The sequence below is a fragment of the Paraburkholderia megapolitana genome (assembly GCF_007556815.1).
GTDB lineage: Bacteria > Pseudomonadota > Gammaproteobacteria > Burkholderiales > Burkholderiaceae > Paraburkholderia > Paraburkholderia megapolitana.
On the sequence record NZ_CP041745.1, the window covers coordinates 2,019,390 to 2,038,931 of the forward strand.

15 protein-coding genes and 1 tRNA gene are annotated in these 19,542 nt (G+C 63.3%); 12 read left to right on the plus strand and 4 right to left on the minus strand.

The window, feature by feature from the left end; translation table 11 throughout:
• Positions 1-2 precede the first annotated feature (2 nt).
• Positions 3-737, minus strand: coding sequence for an osmolarity response regulator transcription factor OmpR (gene ompR / locus FNZ07_RS22475; RefSeq protein WP_372342658.1), 735 nt, complete (start codon positions 735-737; stop codon positions 3-5).
• Between the two features lie 229 nt (positions 738-966).
• Between ompR and FNZ07_RS22480 the strand changes: the two genes are divergently transcribed.
• From FNZ07_RS22480 to FNZ07_RS22490, 3 genes are all read left to right on the plus strand, one after another.
• Entirely contained in the window at positions 967-1,296 is a 330-nt protein-coding gene (locus FNZ07_RS22480) for a hypothetical protein (RefSeq protein WP_091016886.1), read from the plus strand.
• Positions 1,297-1,474: 178 nt separating this feature from the next.
• Complete coding sequence (locus FNZ07_RS22485) at positions 1,475-3,058, plus strand: DUF1800 domain-containing protein (RefSeq protein WP_091016550.1); 1,584 nt, start codon at positions 1,475-1,477, stop codon at positions 3,056-3,058.
• Positions 3,059-3,084: 26 nt separating this feature from the next.
• A complete protein-coding gene (locus FNZ07_RS22490; RefSeq protein WP_091016553.1) occupies positions 3,085-4,326 on the plus strand; it encodes a DUF1501 domain-containing protein in 1,242 nt (413 codons plus the stop codon).
• A 67-nt stretch (positions 4,327-4,393) separates the two neighbouring features.
• On the opposite strand, the gene FNZ07_RS22495 is transcribed toward FNZ07_RS22490, so the two are convergent.
• A complete protein-coding gene (locus tag FNZ07_RS22495; protein ID WP_091016555.1) occupies positions 4,394-5,218 on the minus strand; it encodes a squalene/phytoene synthase family protein in 825 nt (274 codons plus the stop codon).
• Positions 5,219-5,493: 275 nt separating this feature from the next.
• On the opposite strand from FNZ07_RS22495, the gene FNZ07_RS22500 reads away from it, so the two are divergent.
• The 6 genes from FNZ07_RS22500 (at position 5,494) to FNZ07_RS22525 (ending at position 13,502) form a co-directional block, all read left to right on the plus strand.
• Positions 5,494-5,580: transfer RNA gene (locus tag FNZ07_RS22500), tRNA-Leu, on the plus strand.
• 276 nt (positions 5,581-5,856) lie between these two features.
• A complete protein-coding gene (locus FNZ07_RS22505) occupies positions 5,857-6,120 on the plus strand; it encodes a DUF4148 domain-containing protein (RefSeq protein WP_091016557.1) in 264 nt (87 codons plus the stop codon).
• Positions 6,121-6,715: 595 nt separating this feature from the next.
• The gene (locus FNZ07_RS22510; protein WP_091016559.1) at positions 6,716-7,534 is read left to right on the plus strand and encodes a class II aldolase/adducin family protein; all 819 of its coding nucleotides are present in this window, start codon (positions 6,716-6,718) and stop codon (positions 7,532-7,534) included.
• Positions 7,535-7,541: 7 nt separating this feature from the next.
• Positions 7,542-8,528, plus strand: coding sequence for a 2-dehydropantoate 2-reductase (locus tag FNZ07_RS22515; RefSeq protein ID WP_091016561.1), 987 nt, complete (start codon positions 7,542-7,544; stop codon positions 8,526-8,528).
• Positions 8,529-8,787: 259 nt separating this feature from the next.
• Complete coding sequence (locus tag FNZ07_RS22520) at positions 8,788-12,165, plus strand: DUF2339 domain-containing protein (RefSeq protein WP_091016563.1); 3,378 nt, start codon at positions 8,788-8,790, stop codon at positions 12,163-12,165.
• Positions 12,162-13,502: a DUF3999 domain-containing protein gene (locus tag FNZ07_RS22525; protein WP_091016566.1), complete on the plus strand. Its 1,341-nt coding sequence runs from the start codon at positions 12,162-12,164 to the stop codon at positions 13,500-13,502. Before FNZ07_RS22520 ends, FNZ07_RS22525 begins: the two co-directional genes overlap by 4 nt.
• Positions 13,503-13,573: 71 nt before the next feature.
• On the opposite strand, the gene FNZ07_RS22530 is transcribed toward FNZ07_RS22525, so the two are convergent.
• Positions 13,574-14,047: a MarR family winged helix-turn-helix transcriptional regulator gene (locus FNZ07_RS22530; protein WP_091016568.1), complete on the minus strand. Its 474-nt coding sequence runs from the start codon at positions 14,045-14,047 to the stop codon at positions 13,574-13,576.
• A gap of 63 nt (positions 14,048-14,110) precedes the next feature.
• A complete protein-coding gene (locus FNZ07_RS22535) occupies positions 14,111-15,256 on the minus strand; it encodes a glycerate kinase (RefSeq protein ID WP_091016571.1) in 1,146 nt (381 codons plus the stop codon).
• 496 nt (positions 15,257-15,752) lie between these two features.
• Here FNZ07_RS22535 and tig point away from each other — a divergent pair, with 496 nt between their 5' ends.
• From tig to clpX, 3 genes are all read left to right on the plus strand, one after another.
• Entirely contained in the window at positions 15,753-17,099 is a 1,347-nt protein-coding gene (tig, locus tag FNZ07_RS22540) for a trigger factor (protein WP_091016573.1), read from the plus strand.
• Positions 17,100-17,341: 242 nt separating this feature from the next.
• Positions 17,342-17,995, plus strand: a complete 654-nt coding sequence (gene clpP / locus FNZ07_RS22545) for an ATP-dependent Clp endopeptidase proteolytic subunit ClpP (RefSeq protein WP_091016575.1) — start codon at positions 17,342-17,344, stop codon at positions 17,993-17,995.
• A gap of 200 nt (positions 17,996-18,195) precedes the next feature.
• Positions 18,196-19,467: an ATP-dependent Clp protease ATP-binding subunit ClpX gene (gene clpX, locus FNZ07_RS22550; protein ID WP_091016577.1), complete on the plus strand. Its 1,272-nt coding sequence runs from the start codon at positions 18,196-18,198 to the stop codon at positions 19,465-19,467.
• The last annotated feature ends 75 nt before the right edge of the window (positions 19,468-19,542 follow it).

Here is a 19,542-nt window from a genome sequence, read left to right on the forward strand (position 1 = left end):
ACTCAGGCCGCACCGTCAGGAATGAACACGTATCCAAGACCCCAGACGGTCTGAATGAAACGAGGGCTGCCTGGATCGGGTTCGATCAGTTTGCGCAGACGCGAAATCTGCACGTCGAGACTGCGGTCGAACACTTCGTATTCGCGACCGCGTGCGAGCTCCATCAGCTTCTCACGCGAGAGCGGCGCCCGCGGATGGCGGGCAAATACCTTCAGCACCGAGAATTCGCCGGTGGTGAGCGGAATCTCCTGGCCGGCCTTCGTGAGCGTGCGCGTCGCGAGATTGAGCGCGAAGTCGCCGAACTCGAAGACCTCGGTAGTTTCGGACGGCGCACCCGGCAACTCGGAAGGCGACTGGCGGCGCAGCACCGCGTGAATGCGCGCGACGAGTTCGCGCGGGTTGAAGGGCTTCGGCAGATAGTCGTCGGCACCCATCTCGAGACCGACGATGCGATCGACGTCTTCACCCTTCGCGGTCAACATGATGATCGGTGTGCGGTCGTTGCTGCCACGCAGACGGCGGCAGATGGAAAGACCGTCTTCGCCTGGCAGCATCAGGTCGAGCACGAGCAGATCGAAACGCTCTCGTACCCACAGCTTGTTCATTGACGGAGCGTTTTCGGCGACGTAGACGTTGAAGCCTTGTTCGCCGAGGTAGCGGCGCAGCAGATCGCGCAGACGCGGATCGTCATCGACGACGAGGATTTTCGAAGGGTTTTTGGTTTCCATGGTCGGCATCTTAGCGCGATTAGAAAGGGGTGCGCGATTGCAGCAATTCGGGGGTTACAGTCAGTTACAAAATTTACCCGCATGGTGGCACGACGTAAAGCGGTCACGCGTAGACTCCTTTACTGAATGCGGTAGTTCGGTGGATACTTCAGCCGGTTAAAACTCTCGCACCCGGCTTTGCAGCGGGGTCTGCATACGCTTTTGAGGTAGCCGGTTGCCGCGCGACGAAGGGAACAAGATGAAGGGAGGGGTTTGGCCGAACGTTCGGCTAAGCATGATCGCGCTGGCTGTGGCCGGTACGCTCGCAGGCACCCTTGGCCCGCAACCCGCTCGCGCCCAGCCTCCTGCCGACAACCCCGCGAACCCACACAAGCCGCCGCGCTTCAGCGGTTTCAAACCTCCGAGGCAGCCGCGCAACCCCGAGCATGCCGCGCCCGAAGAACCGATGCGTCCTGCCGTTCCCCCCGATCTCGACCAGCGTCGCCGCGACGGCCATATGACGCCCGAAGAAAGACGACTGTTGCGCCAGCATATTGAAGACGCCGTGCGTGAGTTGTACAAGCGCTAGGTTTTTCGGTTGGTGCATGCTCGACGTCCCGGTGCGTCGACACATCGATGTTGCGTGAAAGTTTCGGTTGCAATTCATCCGTCAACGTGTGTCCTCGACGCTTCGTTGAATCGCAGGAGACGCCTGCGCTGTCGTCTCAGGCTCGCGGTGCCCCGACAACGTGGATGGAACCCGGACGATGAACTTCTTTCCCAGGCTCGCTCGATATCTTTCGGTCGGCGTGGTCGTTGCGGTCTCGAGTGTCGCGGTGCTTGCCGCGCAGCAGGACGCGCTTCATCCGTTGCGACCCAAACACCGCGCAAGCACAACTGCCACTGCAAAGACTCCCATCGCAGACGAAGCGCTGCTCGATGCCGACGATGCGCGTTTTTTTCTGACGCGTGTCGGCTTTGCACCCGATAGCGCGGAGGTCGTGCAGTACGTCGGGCTGACCCGCGAACAGGCAGTCGACCGTGTGCTCGCGTCGACCCGCACCGAGTCCGTGACGCCGCCACTCGCGTGGGTCGCCGAACCGATTCCGACACGCGCGGAACGCAATGCATGGACACCCGACCAGCGACGCGACGAGCAGCGCGTGCGCGGGCAGCGTTACGACGAGTTACGCGCATGGTGGGTGCGCGAAATGGTGACGACGCCGTCGCCGCTGACCGAGCGCATGGCACTCTTCTGGCACGACCACTTCACGTCGGGGCAGGACAAGGTCGGATATCCACAGATGATGGCGCGCCAGAACATGTTGCTGCGCCAGGACGCGCTCGGCAATTTCGGCGACATGCTGCATGGCGTCGCCAAAGATCCGGCGATGCTGCTGTATCTCGACGGAGCCGGTAGCCGCAAGGGCAAGCCCAACGAGAATTTCGCCCGCGAAGTGATGGAGCTGTTCACGCTCGGCGAAGGGCATTATTCGCAGCGGGACGTATCGGAAGCGGCACGCGCCTATACCGGCTGGACACTCGATCCCGATACGCAGGCGTATGTGTGGCGCGCCCCCTTGCACGATGACGGCATCAAGACCGTGCTCGGGCAGAGCGGTCCGTTCGACGGCGATCAGGTGCTCGACATCCTGCTCGCGCGCCCCGAGACCGCGACCTTCGTCACGACGAAACTGTGGCGCGAGTTCATCTCCGATACGCCTGAGCCCGCCGTCATCGCACCGATCGCCGAACGCTTTCGCGCGAGTCATTACGACATCAAGGTGGCGCTGCGTGGACTCTTTCTGTCCGACGCGTTCTGGGATGACAGCAATCGCGGCGTGCTCGTGAAATCGCCGGCGGAGTTTGTCGTCGGCACGTTGCGCGCGTTCGATATCGGCTATGACACGACGACGCCGTTCGCCGGCGCGATCCGCAATTTCGGCGAGAACCTGTTTTATCCGCCGAACGTCAAGGGTTGGCCTGGCGGCGAAACGTGGATCAACAGCACGACGCTGCTCGCGCGCAAACAGTTCGTCGAGCAGCTGTTTCGCGCGACCGAAGCGGCACGGCCGCATCCGGGAGCCAAAGGTGCAAATGCCGGCATGCAGGCGAGTGCGCCGCTTCAGCGCGTAGCCGCGCGTACCGGTGAGGGTGGCGTACGCTTCGATATCGACGGCTGGCTCGCGCGCTACAACACTGCGCCGGCCGCAAAGGCGGACTTGTCGACCGAACTGCAACTGCAGCACGCCGTGCTGCCGATAGCGCCGGTCGATGCAATCGAAACCGATTCGACGGCGAGCGCCTATCTTGAGGCGCTGCTGATGGACCCGGCGTATCAACTGAAGTAGAACGACGCTCACAGACGAGGTGCAGCATGAAACGACGCAACTTTCTCTCGATGACCGCGGCCGCCGGCACGTCGCTGTGGTTGCCGCGCGTATTCGCAGCGCAGGGGGCGGCGTCCGGTGTTTTCGGTGGAACATCGGCATCGACATCAACGGCGCATGGCTACGCGAACCTGCTGATTCTCGTCGAACTGAAGGGCGGCAACGATGGCCTGAACACGGTCGTGCCCTACGCCGATCCGACGTATTACGCGCTGCGCAAGAACATCGGTGTGAAACGCGAGCAACTGATCCAGCTCGATGAACGCACCGCGCTGCATCCCGCGCTACAGCCGCTGATGCCGCTCTGGCAAAACCACCAGTTGGCGATCGTGCAGGGCGTCAGTTATACGCAACCGAATCTGTCGCATTTCCGTTCGATCGAGATATGGGACACCGCGTCGCGCTCCGATCAGTATCTGCGCGAAGGATGGCTCACGCGCGCGTTTGGGCAGCGTCCGGTGCCCGCGGGGTTTGCGGCCGACGGTGTCGTGATCGGTAGTGCGGAGATGGGGCCGCTCGCCAACGGTGCGCAGGCTATCGCGCTCGTCAACCCGGCGCAGTTCGTGCGCGCGTCGCGGCTCGTCACGCCGGTGTCGCTGCACGAACGCAACCCCGAGCTCGCTCATATCCTCGATGTGGAGAACGACATCGTGAAGGCCGCCGATCGCCTGCGGCCTCGTGCCGGTCAATACGCGCTCACGACGCATTTTCCGAATGGCGCATTCGGCACATCGGTGAAGACGGCGATGCAGGTGCTCGCGGCAAGCGGTACGCCGCAGGGGATGCCGGTTGCAGGGCAGGGTGTCGCAGTGATTCGCCTGACGCTGAACGGTTTCGATACGCATCAGAATCAGCCCGGCCAGCAGGCGGCGTTGTTGAAGCAACTGGCCGACGGTCTCGTTGCAATGAAGGATGCGCTCACCGAACTCGGTCGATGGAACAACACGCTCGTCATGACCTATGCCGAGTTCGGCCGGCGACCGCGTGAGAATCAGAGTAACGGTACCGATCACGGTACCGTTGCGCCGCATTTCGTGACGGGTGGACGGGTGCGGGGTGGTCTATATGGTGTGCCGCCGGTGTTGGCGCGGCTCGACGGCAATGGCAACTTGCCAGTCGGCGTCGATTTCCAGCAGTTGTATGCGACCGTGCTGGGGCCGTGGTGGGGACTCGATGCAACATCGATTCTTCAGCAGCGGTTCGAAACCTTGCCGCTGCTGCGCGCGTGATGTGACGTGTTGCTTGCTGCTGCGTTCGATGAATCCGTTGCGTGCGATGCGGCGGGACGTGTAGCCGTCACGCGGCGCGCCAAGCAATCCACAGCTTGCGGATCGGCGTAAGGGCAATGCGTTGATGCAGCACCTGGTAGCCGTCGCGCTCGATCTCATCGAGCAACGCTAGCGCCAGCGCAACGAGTGCACGCAACGTGCGCTGTGCGCGGCGCTCCTGAGTGGGCAGGTTCGCGAGCGCCTCGCGCAGCGCGTTGCGTGCACGGTCGGTCTGAAAGCGCATCAGCTCGGTGAACGCATCGCTGTAGCGCCGGTTGATGACATCGGCGGCGGTTACGTTGAAGCGCTGCATCTCATCGATGGGAATGTAGATGCGACCGTGCCGCGCATCGTTGCCCAGTTCGGCGACGATCTGCGCGAGCATCAGCGCGTTGCCGAGCGGTGCGGCCCAGCTCGACGCCTGTGCGCGATCGACGGCACCCGCGCGGGCGACCATCGATGCAAACGTGCCGCCGACACTTTCCAAATAGCGCCGCAGGTTCGGATAGTCGAGGTAGCGCGCCTGGTCCAGGTCCATTTCGAAACCGGCTAGCAGCGCTTCGAGCGCCGGGGCCTCTTCGGAGACATCGCCGAGATGGGCCGCCAGCGCTTTCGACACCGGATGCGACGGCGTACCTGCGGCCAGCGCAGCCAGTTCCTTTTGCCACCAGGCGAGCCGCGTGCGGCCGATAGTCGGATCGCTGGTCTCTTTGACCGTCTCCTCGAACTCCCGACGCAACGCGAAGAGGGCGGTCAACAGCGGCTGGCGTGCGGCGGAAGCGCGACGGAGCGCGTAGTAGGTGCTCGATCCGGGCGGGGCTGCCTTCTGCTGGCAATAGTCGTCGAAATTCACTTGATGGGGCGTGTGGGGAAACGGACGGGATGGAAAGCGTGTGGGGTTGTCGCTGGGCCCGGGTTGCCAGGCTCGGGCCGTCAGGTGCGGCGGGCCTCAGCGAGCGCGAAATTGTAGCACCGCCCCGCATGGGCAAATGCAGACAAGCGGATGACGATCAGTTAGAATCTCGCGCTTACGCTTTCGGGTGCCGCTTCTTACAAGGGCGCGCAGCCGCTGGCGAGGCAGACATCGGGTGATGCGCGAGCGGAAAACATTGCACGTATCGCCCGGCTGCGAGGATGGCGAAATTGGTAGACGCACCAGGTTTAGGTCCTGACGCTCGCAAGAGTGTGGGGGTTCGAGTCCCCCTCCTCGCACCAGTATTTTTCCCGAGCTTCACATGGACGCTCCCCAGAACCCCGCCAGTCTTGGACTTGCGGGGTTTTGTATTTGAGCCGCCCATTCTGCGATCAGGCGCAGCGCATATCTATCGGCGTTATTTTTGAGCGATCTGGATCTCGATTGGCATCACTTCAAGCAATAGTGATTTCCGATTTAGGTATTTACCCTATAAGGGTATTTACGTAGAATGCTTGCATCGACTCGCACCAGTACGCGTGCGACGCCCTACAAAACGATCTTCGGAGGTATCAACCATGAAGTCTCTGTTCGAAGCAATTGCCATCGCTGTCCTGATCACTGTGCCCCTCGCCGCGTTCGCGCAGTCCAATCAGCCGCTGACCCGCGCCGAAGTCCGCGCGGACCTCGCTCGCCTGGAAAAGGCCGGCTACAACCCGCACGACTGGATGAACTATCCGGCCAACATTCAGGCTGCCGAAGCGCGCGTTGCCGCTGAGGACGCGAGCAAAGCAAGCGGTTACGGCTCGTCGACGAGCGGTTCTTCGCAAGCTGGTCAGTAAATGACGTAGCAGAGCGTGGCGGCTTGCCGCGCTCGGTGGTTAGCGGGCCCGCGCTTCTCTGGAGGCGCGGGCTCGTCGTTTACCGGGATATCGTGTCCCGTGCGCCGTGGCGAATTGTTCGTAGATCCGGTCATCGCATGCGAAATTCCAACAATGTGGCGTAGCAAGGAAATTTCCAGCTTTCGCCGATGATGTCGTCTCGAAGCCCGGTACAAGGACATTTTGTCTACGCATTGCCCATTTTTACCGTTGTTTCGATGCAACATGAAAAGACGTCCGTATTTATACCCGTTGCTGTGAAATTGCTTGCGATGCAATCTCCTACTGCCTTCCGAGGGCTACGGGCATCAGGAATAAAAGAAGCGCAAAGCCGTTCCGCCCAGACTGCTGAACCATGCGTCCGAGAGAAGCGAAAACGCACCTCGACGCACATCGAGCCCGCTTATGCGGGCTTTCTTTTTTTGCGGCGTCGAGCGGTTATTTGCTGTTGCTGTCCGGCGATCGTGCCTTTGCACGACGGCGCCGACGATCGCCAATCTCGTTGCGCGCACAACGAGATTGGCCGATTGGGTAGAATGGCGAAGGCGGCTATCCGATGCTCGCCACCAAGAACCAGGAGAGTGCCGTGCAAGCAGTCGACACCCCTCATCCCGAGACTGCCGCGCCATCAGATGCCGCGGACGCAGCGCAGACCGAGCGCGCATTGCGTATTCAGCTGGCCGGCACCTATCGCATCTTTGCGATGCTCGGCTGGAGCGAACTGATCTACAACCACATCACGCTGCGTGTGCCCGGTCCGCAGACGCACTTTCTGATCAATCCGTTCGGCTTGCATTACACCGAAGTCACCGCGTCGAATCTCGTCAAGATCGATCTGGATGGTCGCATGATCGGCGAATCGGCTTATCCGGTGAATCCGGCGGGTTTCGTGGTGCATGCGGCGATCCATCGTGCGCGGCCCGACGCGCATTGTGTGATGCATACGCATACGACGGCGGGCCTCGCCGTCGCTTGCTCGCAGGCGGGGCTCGAGAACTCGAACTTCTATTCCGCGCAACTGGACAGCATGGTGGCGTATCACGACTTCGAAGGCATCACGATTCGCGCCGACGAAGGTCCGCGGTTGCTCGCCGACCTCGGTGACAAATCCCTGCTGGTTTTACGCAATCACGGTTTGCTGGCGCTCGGCACGACAATCGCCCAGGCGTTCGCACGACTCTGGACGCTCAACCGCGCCTGCGAAATCCAGCTCGCGACGGCGGCGCTCGGGCCGGCCCGTCGCATTCCGGACGACGTCGCTGCACGTTGCACACGAGACTCGCTGCAGTTCGATCCGCGTCACGGCGCAGGCCGCGATGTGTTGGACGCGCTGCTGCGGCAGGTCGACCGGATCGATCCTTCCTATCGCGATTGAGGCACGTATGAATCAGCATTCCCCTCGCACGGCCATTGTCGGCGCCGGCGCGATAGGCAGCCTGATCGCCGCCGCGCTTGCACGTGCCGGACACACGGTGAGTGTGCTCGCGCGCGGCAAGACGCTCGACGCAATCCGGGCGAACGGTATCCGTGTTCTTGACGGGACCAGTGAGTCGACGGCGGCAGTCGCGGCAAGCGACGATGCCGCTGCGCTCGGTGTCCAGGATTTCGTCGTCGTGGCGCTGAAAGCGCAGGTGCTGCCGGCAATCGCCGGGAGCCTGCGCCCACTCGTGGAACCGCATACCGTGATCGTCGCTGCGATGAACGGCTTGCCCTGGTGGTTTCTCAATGGGACGACGGGCGTGCTCGCCGGCGAGCACATCGAAGCGGTCGATCCGGCCGGCGTCGTCTCGGCGGCGTTGCCGTCTGCGCAGTCGGTGGGCTGCGTCGTGCATCTGTCTTCATCTACCGATGCGCCTGGCGTCGTGCGTCGCGGGCGCGGCAACCGGTTGATCGTCGGTGCTGCTCGTGCGGAACTGGCCGAGCGTACCCGGTCATTGTCTGCATCGCTCAAGGAGGGAGGCTTCGACGTCGAGGAATCCGAAGACATCCGCACTGAGATCTGGGCGAAGCTGTGGGGCAACATGAACATGAACCCGCTGAGCGCGCTCAGCGGTTCGACAGCGGACCTTCTGCTGGACGATCCGTACACGCACGCGCTCGTGCTGCGGATGATGGAGGAGGCCGACGCGATCGGTACGCAACTGGGGTTGTCGACGGGCATGAGCGCGCCGGCGCGCGTCGCGGTTACGCGCGAACTCGGCGCATTTCGCACGTCGATGCTGCAGGATTTCGAAGCGGGGCGCGCGCTGGAAATCGGCCCGATCCTGGGCGTGTTTCCGGAACTCGGACGCCGCTTGAACGTGCCGACGCCGTTTTGCGACGCGGTGCTGGGTTTGCTACGACAGCGCGCGGCGAATAGCGGACTGTGAAGCGATACGTTTGAGATGTTTGAGATGCGAGCCCGCGAAAAAGCGGGCTTTTTTATGACTTGTGAAGTACCGCTGTATCAGATCGGAGGATCATGCTGAAAATTCGCCACGAAGGATCCTTGATTTCAGTATTCGGCGAGCAACTTCGTTCTTAACGGGGTAGATCGACGGCGATAATCGAAAATAAGGCTGAGTGGCTATATCGGACTCCGGCATATCGACCGGCCGATACAGAAGTAGCCGGCAAAGGGGAGAGGGAATGATCTGGGTTCTGGGTGTGATCGGTTTCTTGATCGGCGTCGCGGTGGGGTTCGTGAACGACTGGTGGATCTTTGGTTGCGGGATCGCCGGTGCGATAGTCGGTGCAGCGTCAGGCGCACTGCTATCCAGCAGGAAACCTCGCACCAGTCAGGCAACGGGGCAAGCGCCGGAACCGGCCATAGCGCCACCTGCCACCGACGACTGGACCCGCCCGGCTCCCCTGGAGGCGCGCGTAGAGCGGCTCGAGTGGGAGGTTTCCACACTCAAACGGGAGCTTGCGCAACTGCGCGGACAGCCGGATGCTGCCGCCGCGACCGATGTCGCGCCGGTGTCGCAAGCGCCGGATACCCAACCCCTCGCTGCAACTAGAACCGGCGCTGCGCCACCGCCCGAACGCGAGACGGCGTTGCCTGCACAACCCGCGGCGGTATCGCTTCCGACAGCCAGCACTCTGGTCGCACCGAGGCCAGCATTGCCGTCCGCAGAGACAGACGAACCGGCGGTCGCGAAACCCGTCACCGCACCGGCTGAGCCATCCAAGTCACCGCAACCGCCGCAACCGCCACAACCACCGGTCCCGCGCGAACCCGACTTCGTCGAACGCCTTTTCAAGGCAGGCCGGGACTGGCTGGTCGGCGGCAATACCGTCGTGCGCGTCGGCATGATCGTGCTGTTTTTCGGTCTCGCGTTTCTGCTCAAGTACGCGGCCGACAACAACATGCTGCCAATCGAGTTTCGTCTCGCCGGTGTGGCGCTCGCCGCGACGGCGTTGCTCGCGGTCGGTTGGCGCGTCGGCGATCGTCGCGGCGCGTACGGGCTCGTGCTGCAGGGCGGTGGCGTCGGTGTGCTGTATCTGACCGTATTCGCCGCGACGAAGTTGTATCACCTGTTGCCCGCCGGCGCGGCGTTTCCGCTGATGGTCGCGATCTGCGGTTTGAGCGCGTTCCTCGCGGTCCGCCAGGATGCACGTGCGCTTGCGTTCATGGGCAGCGCAGGCGGCTTTCTCGCGCCGATATTGCTGGCGAGCGGTGGCGGCAGCCACGTGCTGCTGTTCGGCTACTACGCGCTGCTGAACGCGGGCATCTTTGCGATCGCGTGGTTCAAGGCGTGGCGGCCGCTCAACCTTCTTGGTTTCGTCTTCACGTTTTCGATCGGCACGGCATGGGGCGTGACTGCCTACCATCCCGGGTTGTTCGCGAGCACCGAGCCGTTCCTCATCCTGTTCTTCCTGATGTACGTGGGCATCGCGTTGCTCTACGCGGTGCATCGCGAGCTTGCGTTGAAGCACTACGTCGACGGGACGCTCGTGTTCGGTACTCCGGTCGTCGTCATGGGTCTGCAGGCCGCGTTGCTCAAGGACGTCGAGTTCGGTCTCGCATGGAGCGCGGTGGGGTTCGCCGCGTTCTATCTGGTCGTCGCGGCATGGTTGATGCGCCGGCGCGACCGGCTCGAGCTGCTGTTCGAAGCGATGCTCGCGCTCGCCGTGATCTTCGCGACGCTCGCGATACCGCTCGCATTCTCCGGCCCGACCACGAGCGCGGCGTGGGCGATCGAAGGCGCGGCGATCGTGTGGCTCGGTGTACGTCAGCGGCGTCTCGCGCCGTTCGGTTTCGGCATTGCGATGCAGATCGCCGCGGCCGGCGCGTTCGTCACGGGGCTCGCGATCGATACACCGGCGCACGGATTGCCTGTCCTCAACAGCGCCTATCTCGCGACGCTGCTGATCGCACTGGGCGGTCTGTTCACGGGCTGGTGGCTGCACGGGCGCGACGAAGCACGCGCATGGCACGACTGGATGCCGCAGATCGGTCTTGCGGCCGCGGCGTGGGGGCTTGCGTGGTGGATCGGCGGGGGTGCCAACGAGATTGTTGCCTACATGCCGCAACAGGTCGCGCTGGGTAGCTACGTGCGTCTCACGACCGAAGCTTTCGTGCTCTTCGCGGTACTCACTGCGTGGCTTGCGCATGCGGCGTGCGCAAGACTCAAGTGGTCGCTTGCCGAATGGCCTGCGCTCGCGTTGGCGCCCGTGCTGTCGCTGCTGGTTTTCAGTGTGTTCACGTTGAACCAGGCGCCGTTCGCGGCGTTCGGCTGGGTCGTATGGCTCGCCGCCGTGGTGGGCGCGTATTGGCTGCTGTGGCGTGAGCAGCGCACCATCGGCGAGAAGATTCTCGCGCCGCTGCATACGCTGATGTTCTGGAATTGCTGCGTGCTGCTCGCGCTGGAAGGTTACTGGCGTCTGAGCAGCTATGTGCCCGAAGGCGCATGGAGCTGGAGTGCGTGGGCGTACGGGTTCGGTGTGCTGCTCCTGCTGGTGTCCGGTGTGGGCCCGCGGGTGCGCTGGCCGGTCGCCCGGTTTGCGTTCGCGTATCAGGTATGGGGCGCGGCACCGCTCGCCGCGTTGCTGTGGGTCTGGAGTATCGCCAGCGTGACGAGCGACGGCAATGCCGCGCCGCTCTTCTGGCTGCCGATCCTGAACCCGCTCGATGTCGCGCAGTTGCTGGCGTTCATGGCCGTCGGGGTGTGGTTGCGGCGCCTTGCCGCACTCGGTGTGCGCTGGCATCCACGCGCTTTCGACTACGCGGTGCTCGCCACACTGTTCCTGTGGTTCAACGCGGTACTGCTGCGCACGCTGCATCATCGGTTCGGCGCGGCGTACGACGTCGACGCGGTATTCGAATCGTTCGGTTACCAGCAGGTGTTTGTGGTCGGCTGGAGTGCGTTCGCGTTTGCCGGCCTATGGCTCGCACGGCGCGACAGTATCGTGCGGCTGTGCGCGATTGCTTCGACGCCGCTCGTCGCCGTGATGTGGCTCTGGACGTTCTACGCGAATCTCACGCAGGACGGCGGCAGCTGGGGCCGCCTGCCGCTGCTCAATCCGCTCGATCTCGTGCAGGTCGTGATCTACGCGCTCGCCGCACTGTGGCTCGTACGCGTGAACCGGCTCGGTGTGCCGGTGCGCAACTATCGTTTGCCGCTGCAGATTGTTGTCGGTGCGACCGCGTTCCTGTGGCTCAATACGATGCTGCTGCGCACGCTGCATCACTGGACCGGCATCCCGTACGAGTTCGACGCGATGGCGCAGTCGACGCTCGTGCAGGCTTCGGTATCGGTATTCTGGACGGTGTGCGCGCTCGCGACGATGATCTGGGCCACGCGCAGCGCGACGCGTACGCTGTGGTTCGTCGGTGCGGGATTGCTGGCGCTGACTGTGGTCAAGCTGTTTCTGTTCGACCTGTCGCACGTCACGGGCATTGCGCGCATCGTGTCGTTCATCGGCATCGGTGTGATGCTGTTGCTGATCGGCTATTTTTCGCCGCTGCCGCCTAAACGCGCGGTGCGGGCGGAGAGCGGAGAAATCGGAGAAGGCAGTCAATGAAGCGTTTTGTTGCCACGTTGATGCTGGGTGCGCTGTCCTCATGGGCGGCTGCGGACACGGACCATTTCGCCCAGCGGTTCGCGCTCGACCTCGACGGTAACGCCGCGTACTACACGCTGACGTTGCCCGATACCGTCTACGCGGCAAGCCAGCGTACCGATCTCGGCGACGTGCGGGTGTTCAACGGTGCAGGGGAGCCGGTGCCGTATTCGCTCGATGGGCGTCGTGCGGCCGCGCCCGCGCCGACGCTGCGTGCAGTGAAATGGTTCGCGCTGCCGACGCCCGATGCGGCAGCACCGTCGGCTGCGCTCGGCGTGACGATCGCGTCGGACGGCTCGCTACGCGCCGCGCCTGCGGCGAAAGCGGCCGGTACAGCGGCGGGCACGCAGGCCGATCTGATCGATCTCGGCCGGCTCGACGGCAGTGCCGATGCGTTGCAGGTTCATCTGGGTAACGACAGTTATCAGGGGCGCGTGAGTGTCGACGCCAGCGCCAATTTGCGCGACTGGCAGGCGTTGCCCGATGCGCAGTTGCTCAAGGTCGGCCGTGACGGCGACACGCTGACCCAGGAGCGGATCGCGCTCGATGGTTTGCGGGTGCGCTATGTTCGTCTGCACTGGCTCGATCGCGCGCCGCAGATTGCGTCGATCGACGTCGAAGTGCAACCGGGCGACACGGCGGCAACGGCGAACGCAAGCGCGCCGCGGCAATGGCGCGAAGGGGTCGCGGCGACGCCTGGGGCCGCCGCGGGCGACTATCTTTTCGACACCGGCGGTGCGTACCCGGTAGACCGTTTGCGTTTGAATCTACCGCAACCGAACACGGTTGCCCGCGTCTCGATCTACTCGCGACCCGATGCGCAGACGCCGTGGCGGGAGCTCACGCAGGCGACGCTGTATCGCTTGCACGGCGCGACCGGCGAACAGGTGAATCCGCCGCTCGAGGTAGAACCGGATTCGGACCGCCAATGGCGTGTATCGGTCGATATGCGTAACGGCGGCCTAGGCGCCGGTGCGTTGACCGTCGCCGTGGGCTGGCGACCCGCGGTGCTGACGTTCGTCGCACGCGGTGAAGCGCCGTTCACACTGGGTGTGGGTAATGGCGCGCTGACTTCGGTGGCGGCGAAACGCGAAGACATCGTGATCGACGAGTCGTCCAGCACGGCATCCGCGCGGGTCGGCGCCGCGCTGCCGGCGTTGCCGCAGGACGCACCCGCGCCGCCTGCGGCAGACCGCGACGCAAAGCGTCGTTACGTGCTGTGGGCGGCGCTGATCCTGGCAGTCGGGTCGCTCGGCGCGATGGCCTGGCGGCTGGCTCGCGGAGCGAGCCGCGGATGACAGGCGAGCGCTAACAAGCGAAGGATGAGATGAAAACGAAGCGAGCGCCGGATAACCCGGCGCAGCAGCCGTTATGCGCGCGCCTCGACTTCACCCGCCATGCGGGCGAGCGCGTTTTCGATCGCCTTGTCCAGCGCGTGACCGAGCAGCGCCTTTTCCTTGTCGTCGAGGCAGTCGAAGAAATCCTCGTTCCACTTGCGCGCGATCGGCATCACCTTGCGATACAGCGCGCGGCCTTCGGTCGTGAGCGACACCAGCACGACGCGGCCGTCGTCGTCGCTCGCTTCGCGTTGCACGAGCCCCTGTTTGATCAGCGCTTCGGCTGCGCGGCTCGCCTGGCTCTTGTCGAGATTGGCGTGACGCGCGAGATCCATGATCGAGAACGGCCCAAACGATCCCACCGAGGCAATCACGCGCGCTTCCGGCACCGTGATGCCGAGCTTCGCCTGATACCGTTCGCCGATGCCGCGCTCGGAGAGCTTGTTCAGTACGTGCAGGCGATATGTCAGAAACTGGTCGAGTCCGGCTTTGTCGGCTGCCTTCATGGTCTTCCCTGTAGTAGGTGGATGCGGCTGGCGGTGTGATTGTTGCCGCATCCGCCGACCGGGTCAACGCGTGCCGTACTTCAGGCGGGTCAGTTGCTCGGCTTCGTTGGCGAGCAGCGTCGCCGCATCGCGGATCGCGACCTCGAGCGTGATCGGACCCGGCGCCGGCGAGAAACACCCGCTGAAATGCTCGGCGAGTCGCGGCAGTGCGGCCGGATCGACGGCGCCGGAGAGCAGGGTGGCCGGCACCTGTGCCGCCTGTGCATGGCGACAGGCAATGAACGGCGCCTTGCCGTGCAGCGTCTGCACGTCCGAGCGGCCCTCGCCAGTGATCAGCCAGTGCGCGCCGTCGAGTGCGGCATCGAGACCGATCTGCCGCGCGACGACTTCCGCGCCCGGTTCGAACTGCGCGCCCAGCATGCGCAGCGCGAAGCCGAGGCCGCCGGCCGCGCCCGCGCCGGGTTCGTCGCGGGCGGTGCGGTTCAGCGCCGGCTCGAGCAGATCGGCGAAGTGCGCGAGCGCGGCATCGATGGGTGCGATCTGTTCCGGTTGCACGCCTTTTTGCGGACCGAACACGGCGGTGGCGCCATGTTCGCCGGTGAGCGGATTGTCGACGTCGGACATGCCGATGAAGGTCGCCTCGGCCACCCGCGTGTCGAGTTGCGACGCATCGACACGAGCGAGCCGCGCGAGCTGGGCCGGTGTCGGCTCGAGTGCTTCGCCTTGCGCGTCATACAGCTTCAGACCGAGCCCGACGAGCAGGCCGGCGCCGCCGTCGTTGGTACTGCTGCCGCCTAGCGCGACGAAGAAACGCCGTACGCCTGCATCGAGCAGCGCGACGATCGCTTCGCCCATGCCGCGTGTGCTGCGTGCTTCGACAGGCACGCCCATGCCGACTGGATCGGTGATGCCGACCACTTCCGCCGTTTCGACGATCGCGCCGCCGTCGGCCAGCACGCCGACCGTGGCGTCGCGCAACGCACCTGCCGCACCGCGCACCGACACGATGCGCCGTTCGCCGCCTTGCGTGAGCATGGCATCGAGCGTGCCTTCGCCGCCGTCGGCCATCGGGCAGATTCGTACGACCGCGTCGGGACGGGCCCGGCCGATACCGGTGGCGATCGCCTGGGCGACCTGCTCGGCGCTCAGCGAACCTTTGAACGAATCGGGGGCAATGACGACGACGGGCGTGGACTGCGGACTGGGCATGGTGTCTCGAGTGTCTCTGGAGGGTTGGAATCGTGCTGCGGCACGCGGTGGTCCGACTCGCGCGCCGCGCCCGCTAGCTTATCAGCATGACGCGCGCCGCTGAATATGTGGGACGGCATGACCGGCATGGGGCGGTGGTTGCGTGGTCGCCAGGCGGTCCATGAGCCGCCAAAGCAGGAAAAGTCCGTTGGAACGGCCCGAAAATGCGCTGTAAAGCAGACAAAAAGCCCGCCAAACATCGATTCCCGGTTAGGCGCGCGAATAGTTTGCTAAAATATTCGGCTCTTTTGACCCAAACCGTGCTGCAGGCGGCCTGAGAGCCCGCGGCGACAGGCGCGCGATCGTTCCCGGATATCCGGCGACGCCGCGGCTCATTGCTCCTGGGGGGCACCCAGGTGGCGTTCAGACAGGACGCACACCAGGCCCGGACGAACCTCGACAGACGGCACGGCAAAGATAACTGATTCGCTCGAATAATTTTAGGACGATTGAAGCCATGGCTAACGTTGTTGAAAACCTCGGCAAGCTCGAACGCCGTGTGACGATTTCCCTGCCGAAGGACACCGTGCAGAAGGAAGTGGATTCCCGTATCCGTCAGCTTGCAAAGAACGTGCGGATGCCGGGCTTCCGGCCGGGCAAGGTGCCGCTCAAGATGGTCACCCAGCAGTACTCGGGTCAGGTGGAAGCCGAGGTTCTGAGCGACAAGGTCGGCAAGGAGTTCTTCGACATCAGCCGCGCAGAAAACCTGCGCGTGGCCGGCCAACCGAGCTTTGCCCCGAAGGTCGACGCACCGGAAAGCGACTACGCTTTCGACGCCACGTTCGAGGTGTATCCGGAAGTGAAGCTGGGCGACGTCGCCACCGCTGAAATCGAACGCACGAAGACCACGATCAGCGAAGCCGAAATCGACCGTACGCTCGACATCCTCCGCAAGCAGCGCGTGCATTTCCACGCGCGCGGCGAAGCCGGCGAGCATGGCGACGGCGGTGCTGACACCGCGGCGAAAGACGGCGACCGCGTCACGGTGGACTTCGTCGGCAAGATCGACGGTGAAGTGTTCCAGGGCGGCAGCGCTGAAGATTTCGCCTTCGTGCTCGGCGAAGGCCGCATGCTGCCGGAATTCGAAAAGGCCGCGGTTGGCCAGAAGGTCGGCGAAGCACGCGAATTCGACCTGACGTTCCCCGCCGATTACCACGGCAAGGATGTCGCCGGTAAGACCGCGCAGTTCACGATCACGATGAAGAAGATCGAGTGGCCGCATCTGCCGGAAATCGATGCGGAATTCGCGAAGTCGCTGGGCATTGCAGACGGCGATCTGACGAAGATGCGCGCCGAAATCAAGGACAACCTCGAGCGCGAAGCGAAGCGCCGCATGCAGTCCATCGTGAAGAACCAGGTGATGGATGCACTGCTGAAAATCTCCGAGCTCGACGTGCCGAACGCGCTGATCGAACAGGACCAGCAGCGTCTCGTCGAAATGGCGCGCCAGGACCTCGCGCAACGTGGCGTGCCGAACGCCGAAACCGCACCGATTCCCGCTGAAATGTTCAAGGAACAGGCTGAGCGTCGCGTCAAGCTCGGCCTCGTGCTGGCCGAACTCGTGAAGGCGAACGAACTGCAGGCGAAGCCGGAACAGATCCGCGCCGAAGTCGACGAATTCGCGAAAAGCTACGAGGACCCGAAGGAAGTCGTCCGCTGGTATTATTCCAACCAGCAGCGCCTCGCCGAGATGGAAGCGTACGTCGTGGAAGCCAACGTCGTCGATTTCGTGCTCGAGAAGGCCAAGGTGACGGACAAGGAAGTGAGCTTCGAAGAACTGGCAAGCGCGACCGCGCAAGCGTAAGCATCGCTGAAACGGCGTGCCGGCTGTCGGAGCAGACAGCCGGCACGCCGTTTTTTCAGGTTGCGTGTGCTGGGGCCGTCATGCCCGCTGCAGTGTTGTGCGGCGTTTGCGAAGCTGGTGCGCAGCGTGTGTCGGAGTCGTGCGGTCGTGCGGTTTCGTGTACTTGAATACAGCGTTACAGGACCCACCTCGCACTCACCTGTCCAGTCCCGAACAGATATTCCCAGACAAGGATCCATTGCATGACTTTTCGCGCCCAAATGCTGGACACGTTGACTTCCCAGTCGTCGCGGGATCTCGAAGCACAGGCGCTCGGTCTCGTGCCGATCGTCGTGGAGACGAGCGGTCGCGGCGAGCGTTCGTATGACATCTACTCGCGGCTGCTCAAAGAGCGTCTCGTGTTCCTCGTCGGTGAAGTGAACGACCAGACGGCGAATCTCGTCGTCGCACAGTTGCTGTTTCTCGAAAGCGAGAATCCCGACAAGGACATCAATTTCTACATCAACAGCCCGGGTGGTTCCGTTTCGGCGGGCATGGCGATCTACGATACGATGCAGTTCATCAAGCCTGACGTATCGACGCTGTGCATGGGGCTCGCGGCCAGCATGGGCGCATTCCTGCTGGCAGCCGGCGCGAAGGGCAAGCGGTTCGCGTTGCCCAATTCGCGCGTGATGATCCACCAGCCGCTTGGCGGCGCACGCGGTCAGGCGTCGGACATCGAAATTCAGGCGCGCGAAATCCTGTACCTGAAAGAGCGCCTGAACGGTCTGCTCGCCCATCACACCGGCCAGCCGGTCGAACGGATTGCGCGCGACACCGACCGCGACAATTTCATGTCCGGCGAGGATGCGCAGGCGTATGGCCTCGTCGATCAGGTGCTGCACAAGCGCCCCTGACAGGTTGAACGGATTTGATCTGGCCCGGGTTGCCCCGTTTTGGGGCGCCTGGCCGGAAAAATCCGCAAAACCAGCGAAGCCCGCCCTGAGCGCCCGCGGCCCACGCCGTTCCTGCCATTGCCCTGTCATCCCCGCCCAGACTGCGGGGGTGGGGCAAACGGCGTATCATGTCACACGAGTGTCCGGAGGCTCATACATCTATGGCGGACAAGAAAGGTTCTAACAGCGAAAAGCTGTTGTATTGCTCGTTCTGCGGCAAGAGTCAGCATGAGGTCAAGAAACTCATTGCCGGCCCGTCGGTGTTCATCTGCGATGAATGTATCGACCTGTGCAACGAGATCATCCGCGATGAAGCGGCAGGTGCAGGTGTCGAGGCCGGATTGTCGCGGTCCGATCTGCCGAGCCCGCAGGAAATCCGTGAAATCCTCGATCAATACGTGATCGGCCAGGAGCGCGCGAAGAAGATTCTCGCGGTCGCGGTGTACAACCACTACAAGCGGCTCAAGCATCTCGAGAAGAAGGACGAAATCGAGCTGTCGAAGAGCAACATCCTGCTGATCGGCCCGACTGGCTCGGGCAAGACGCTGCTCGCGCAGACGCTCGCACGCCTCCTGAACGTACCGTTCGTGATCGCCGATGCGACCACGCTGACGGAAGCGGGCTATGTCGGCGAGGACGTCGAAAACATCATCCAGAAGCTCCTGCAGAACTGCAACTACGAAGTCGACAAGGCGCAGCGCGGGATCGTCTATATCGACGAAATCGACAAGATCAGCCGCAAGTCCGACAACCCGTCCATTACCCGCGACGTATCGGGTGAGGGCGTGCAGCAGGCGCTGCTGAAGCTGGTCGAAGGCACGATGGCGTCGGTGCCGCCGCAGGGCGGGCGCAAGCATCCGAACCAGGACTTCATCCAGGTCGATACGACGAACATTCTGTTCATTTGCGGCGGTGCGTTCGATGGCCTCGAAAAGGTCATCGTCGACCGGACGGAAAAGACCGGCATTGGCTTCGGCGCGAGCGTGAAGAGCAAGCAGGATCGCGATGCGGGCGAAGTGCTGCGCGAAGTCGAACCGGAAGATCTGATCAAGTTCGGCCTGATTCCCGAGCTGATCGGCCGTCTGCCGGTTGTCGCGACCCTCGGCAAGCTCGATGAAGTCGCGCTGATGAAGATCCTCGTGGAGCCGAAGAACGCGCTGGTGAAGCAGTATCACAAGCTGTTCAACATGGAACGGGTCGAGCTGGAAATTCGTCCGGCCGCGCTGCAAGCCGTAGCGCGCAAGGCGATTCGCCGCAAGACCGGTGCCCGTGGTTTGCGCTCCATCCTGGAACAGGCGTTGCTCGACGTGATGTACGACCTGCCGGCCATGAAAGGCGTCAGCAAGGTCATCATCGATGACAACGTCATCGACGGCGATGGAAAGCCCCTGTTGATCTACGAAGACGCGCCCAAGGTGGCAGGATCGAATTGATCGGCTTAAAGAGTTCCGGAAAAAAGCCGTTCATACGAGTGATGAACGGCTTTTTCGTTTATCTTGTGGTCAGGC

Excerpts from the sequence above, each read along its gene's own strand:
- ompR (WP_372342658.1), bottom strand. The coding sequence starts at position 737 with ATGCCGACCATGGAAACCAAAAACCCTTCGAAAATCCTCGTCGTCGAT.
- FNZ07_RS22480 (WP_091016886.1), top strand. The coding sequence starts at position 967 with ATGAAGGGAGGGGTTTGGCCGAACGTTCGGCTAAGCATGATCGCGCTG.
- FNZ07_RS22485 (WP_091016550.1), top strand. The coding sequence starts at position 1,475 with ATGAACTTCTTTCCCAGGCTCGCTCGATATCTTTCGGTCGGCGTGGTC.
- FNZ07_RS22490 (WP_091016553.1), top strand. The coding sequence starts at position 3,085 with ATGAAACGACGCAACTTTCTCTCGATGACCGCGGCCGCCGGCACGTCG.
- FNZ07_RS22505 (WP_091016557.1), top strand. The coding sequence starts at position 5,857 with ATGAAGTCTCTGTTCGAAGCAATTGCCATCGCTGTCCTGATCACTGTG.
- FNZ07_RS22510 (WP_091016559.1), top strand. The coding sequence starts at position 6,716 with ATGCTCGCCACCAAGAACCAGGAGAGTGCCGTGCAAGCAGTCGACACC.
- FNZ07_RS22515 (WP_091016561.1), top strand. The coding sequence starts at position 7,542 with ATGAATCAGCATTCCCCTCGCACGGCCATTGTCGGCGCCGGCGCGATA.
- FNZ07_RS22520 (WP_091016563.1), top strand. The coding sequence starts at position 8,788 with ATGATCTGGGTTCTGGGTGTGATCGGTTTCTTGATCGGCGTCGCGGTG.
- FNZ07_RS22525 (WP_091016566.1), top strand. The coding sequence starts at position 12,162 with ATGAAGCGTTTTGTTGCCACGTTGATGCTGGGTGCGCTGTCCTCATGG.
- FNZ07_RS22530 (WP_091016568.1), bottom strand. The coding sequence starts at position 14,047 with ATGAAGGCAGCCGACAAAGCCGGACTCGACCAGTTTCTGACATATCGC.
- FNZ07_RS22535 (WP_091016571.1), bottom strand. The coding sequence starts at position 15,256 with ATGCCCAGTCCGCAGTCCACGCCCGTCGTCGTCATTGCCCCCGATTCG.
- tig (WP_091016573.1), top strand. The coding sequence starts at position 15,753 with ATGGCTAACGTTGTTGAAAACCTCGGCAAGCTCGAACGCCGTGTGACG.
- clpP (WP_091016575.1), top strand. The coding sequence starts at position 17,342 with ATGACTTTTCGCGCCCAAATGCTGGACACGTTGACTTCCCAGTCGTCG.
- clpX (WP_091016577.1), top strand. The coding sequence starts at position 18,196 with ATGGCGGACAAGAAAGGTTCTAACAGCGAAAAGCTGTTGTATTGCTCG.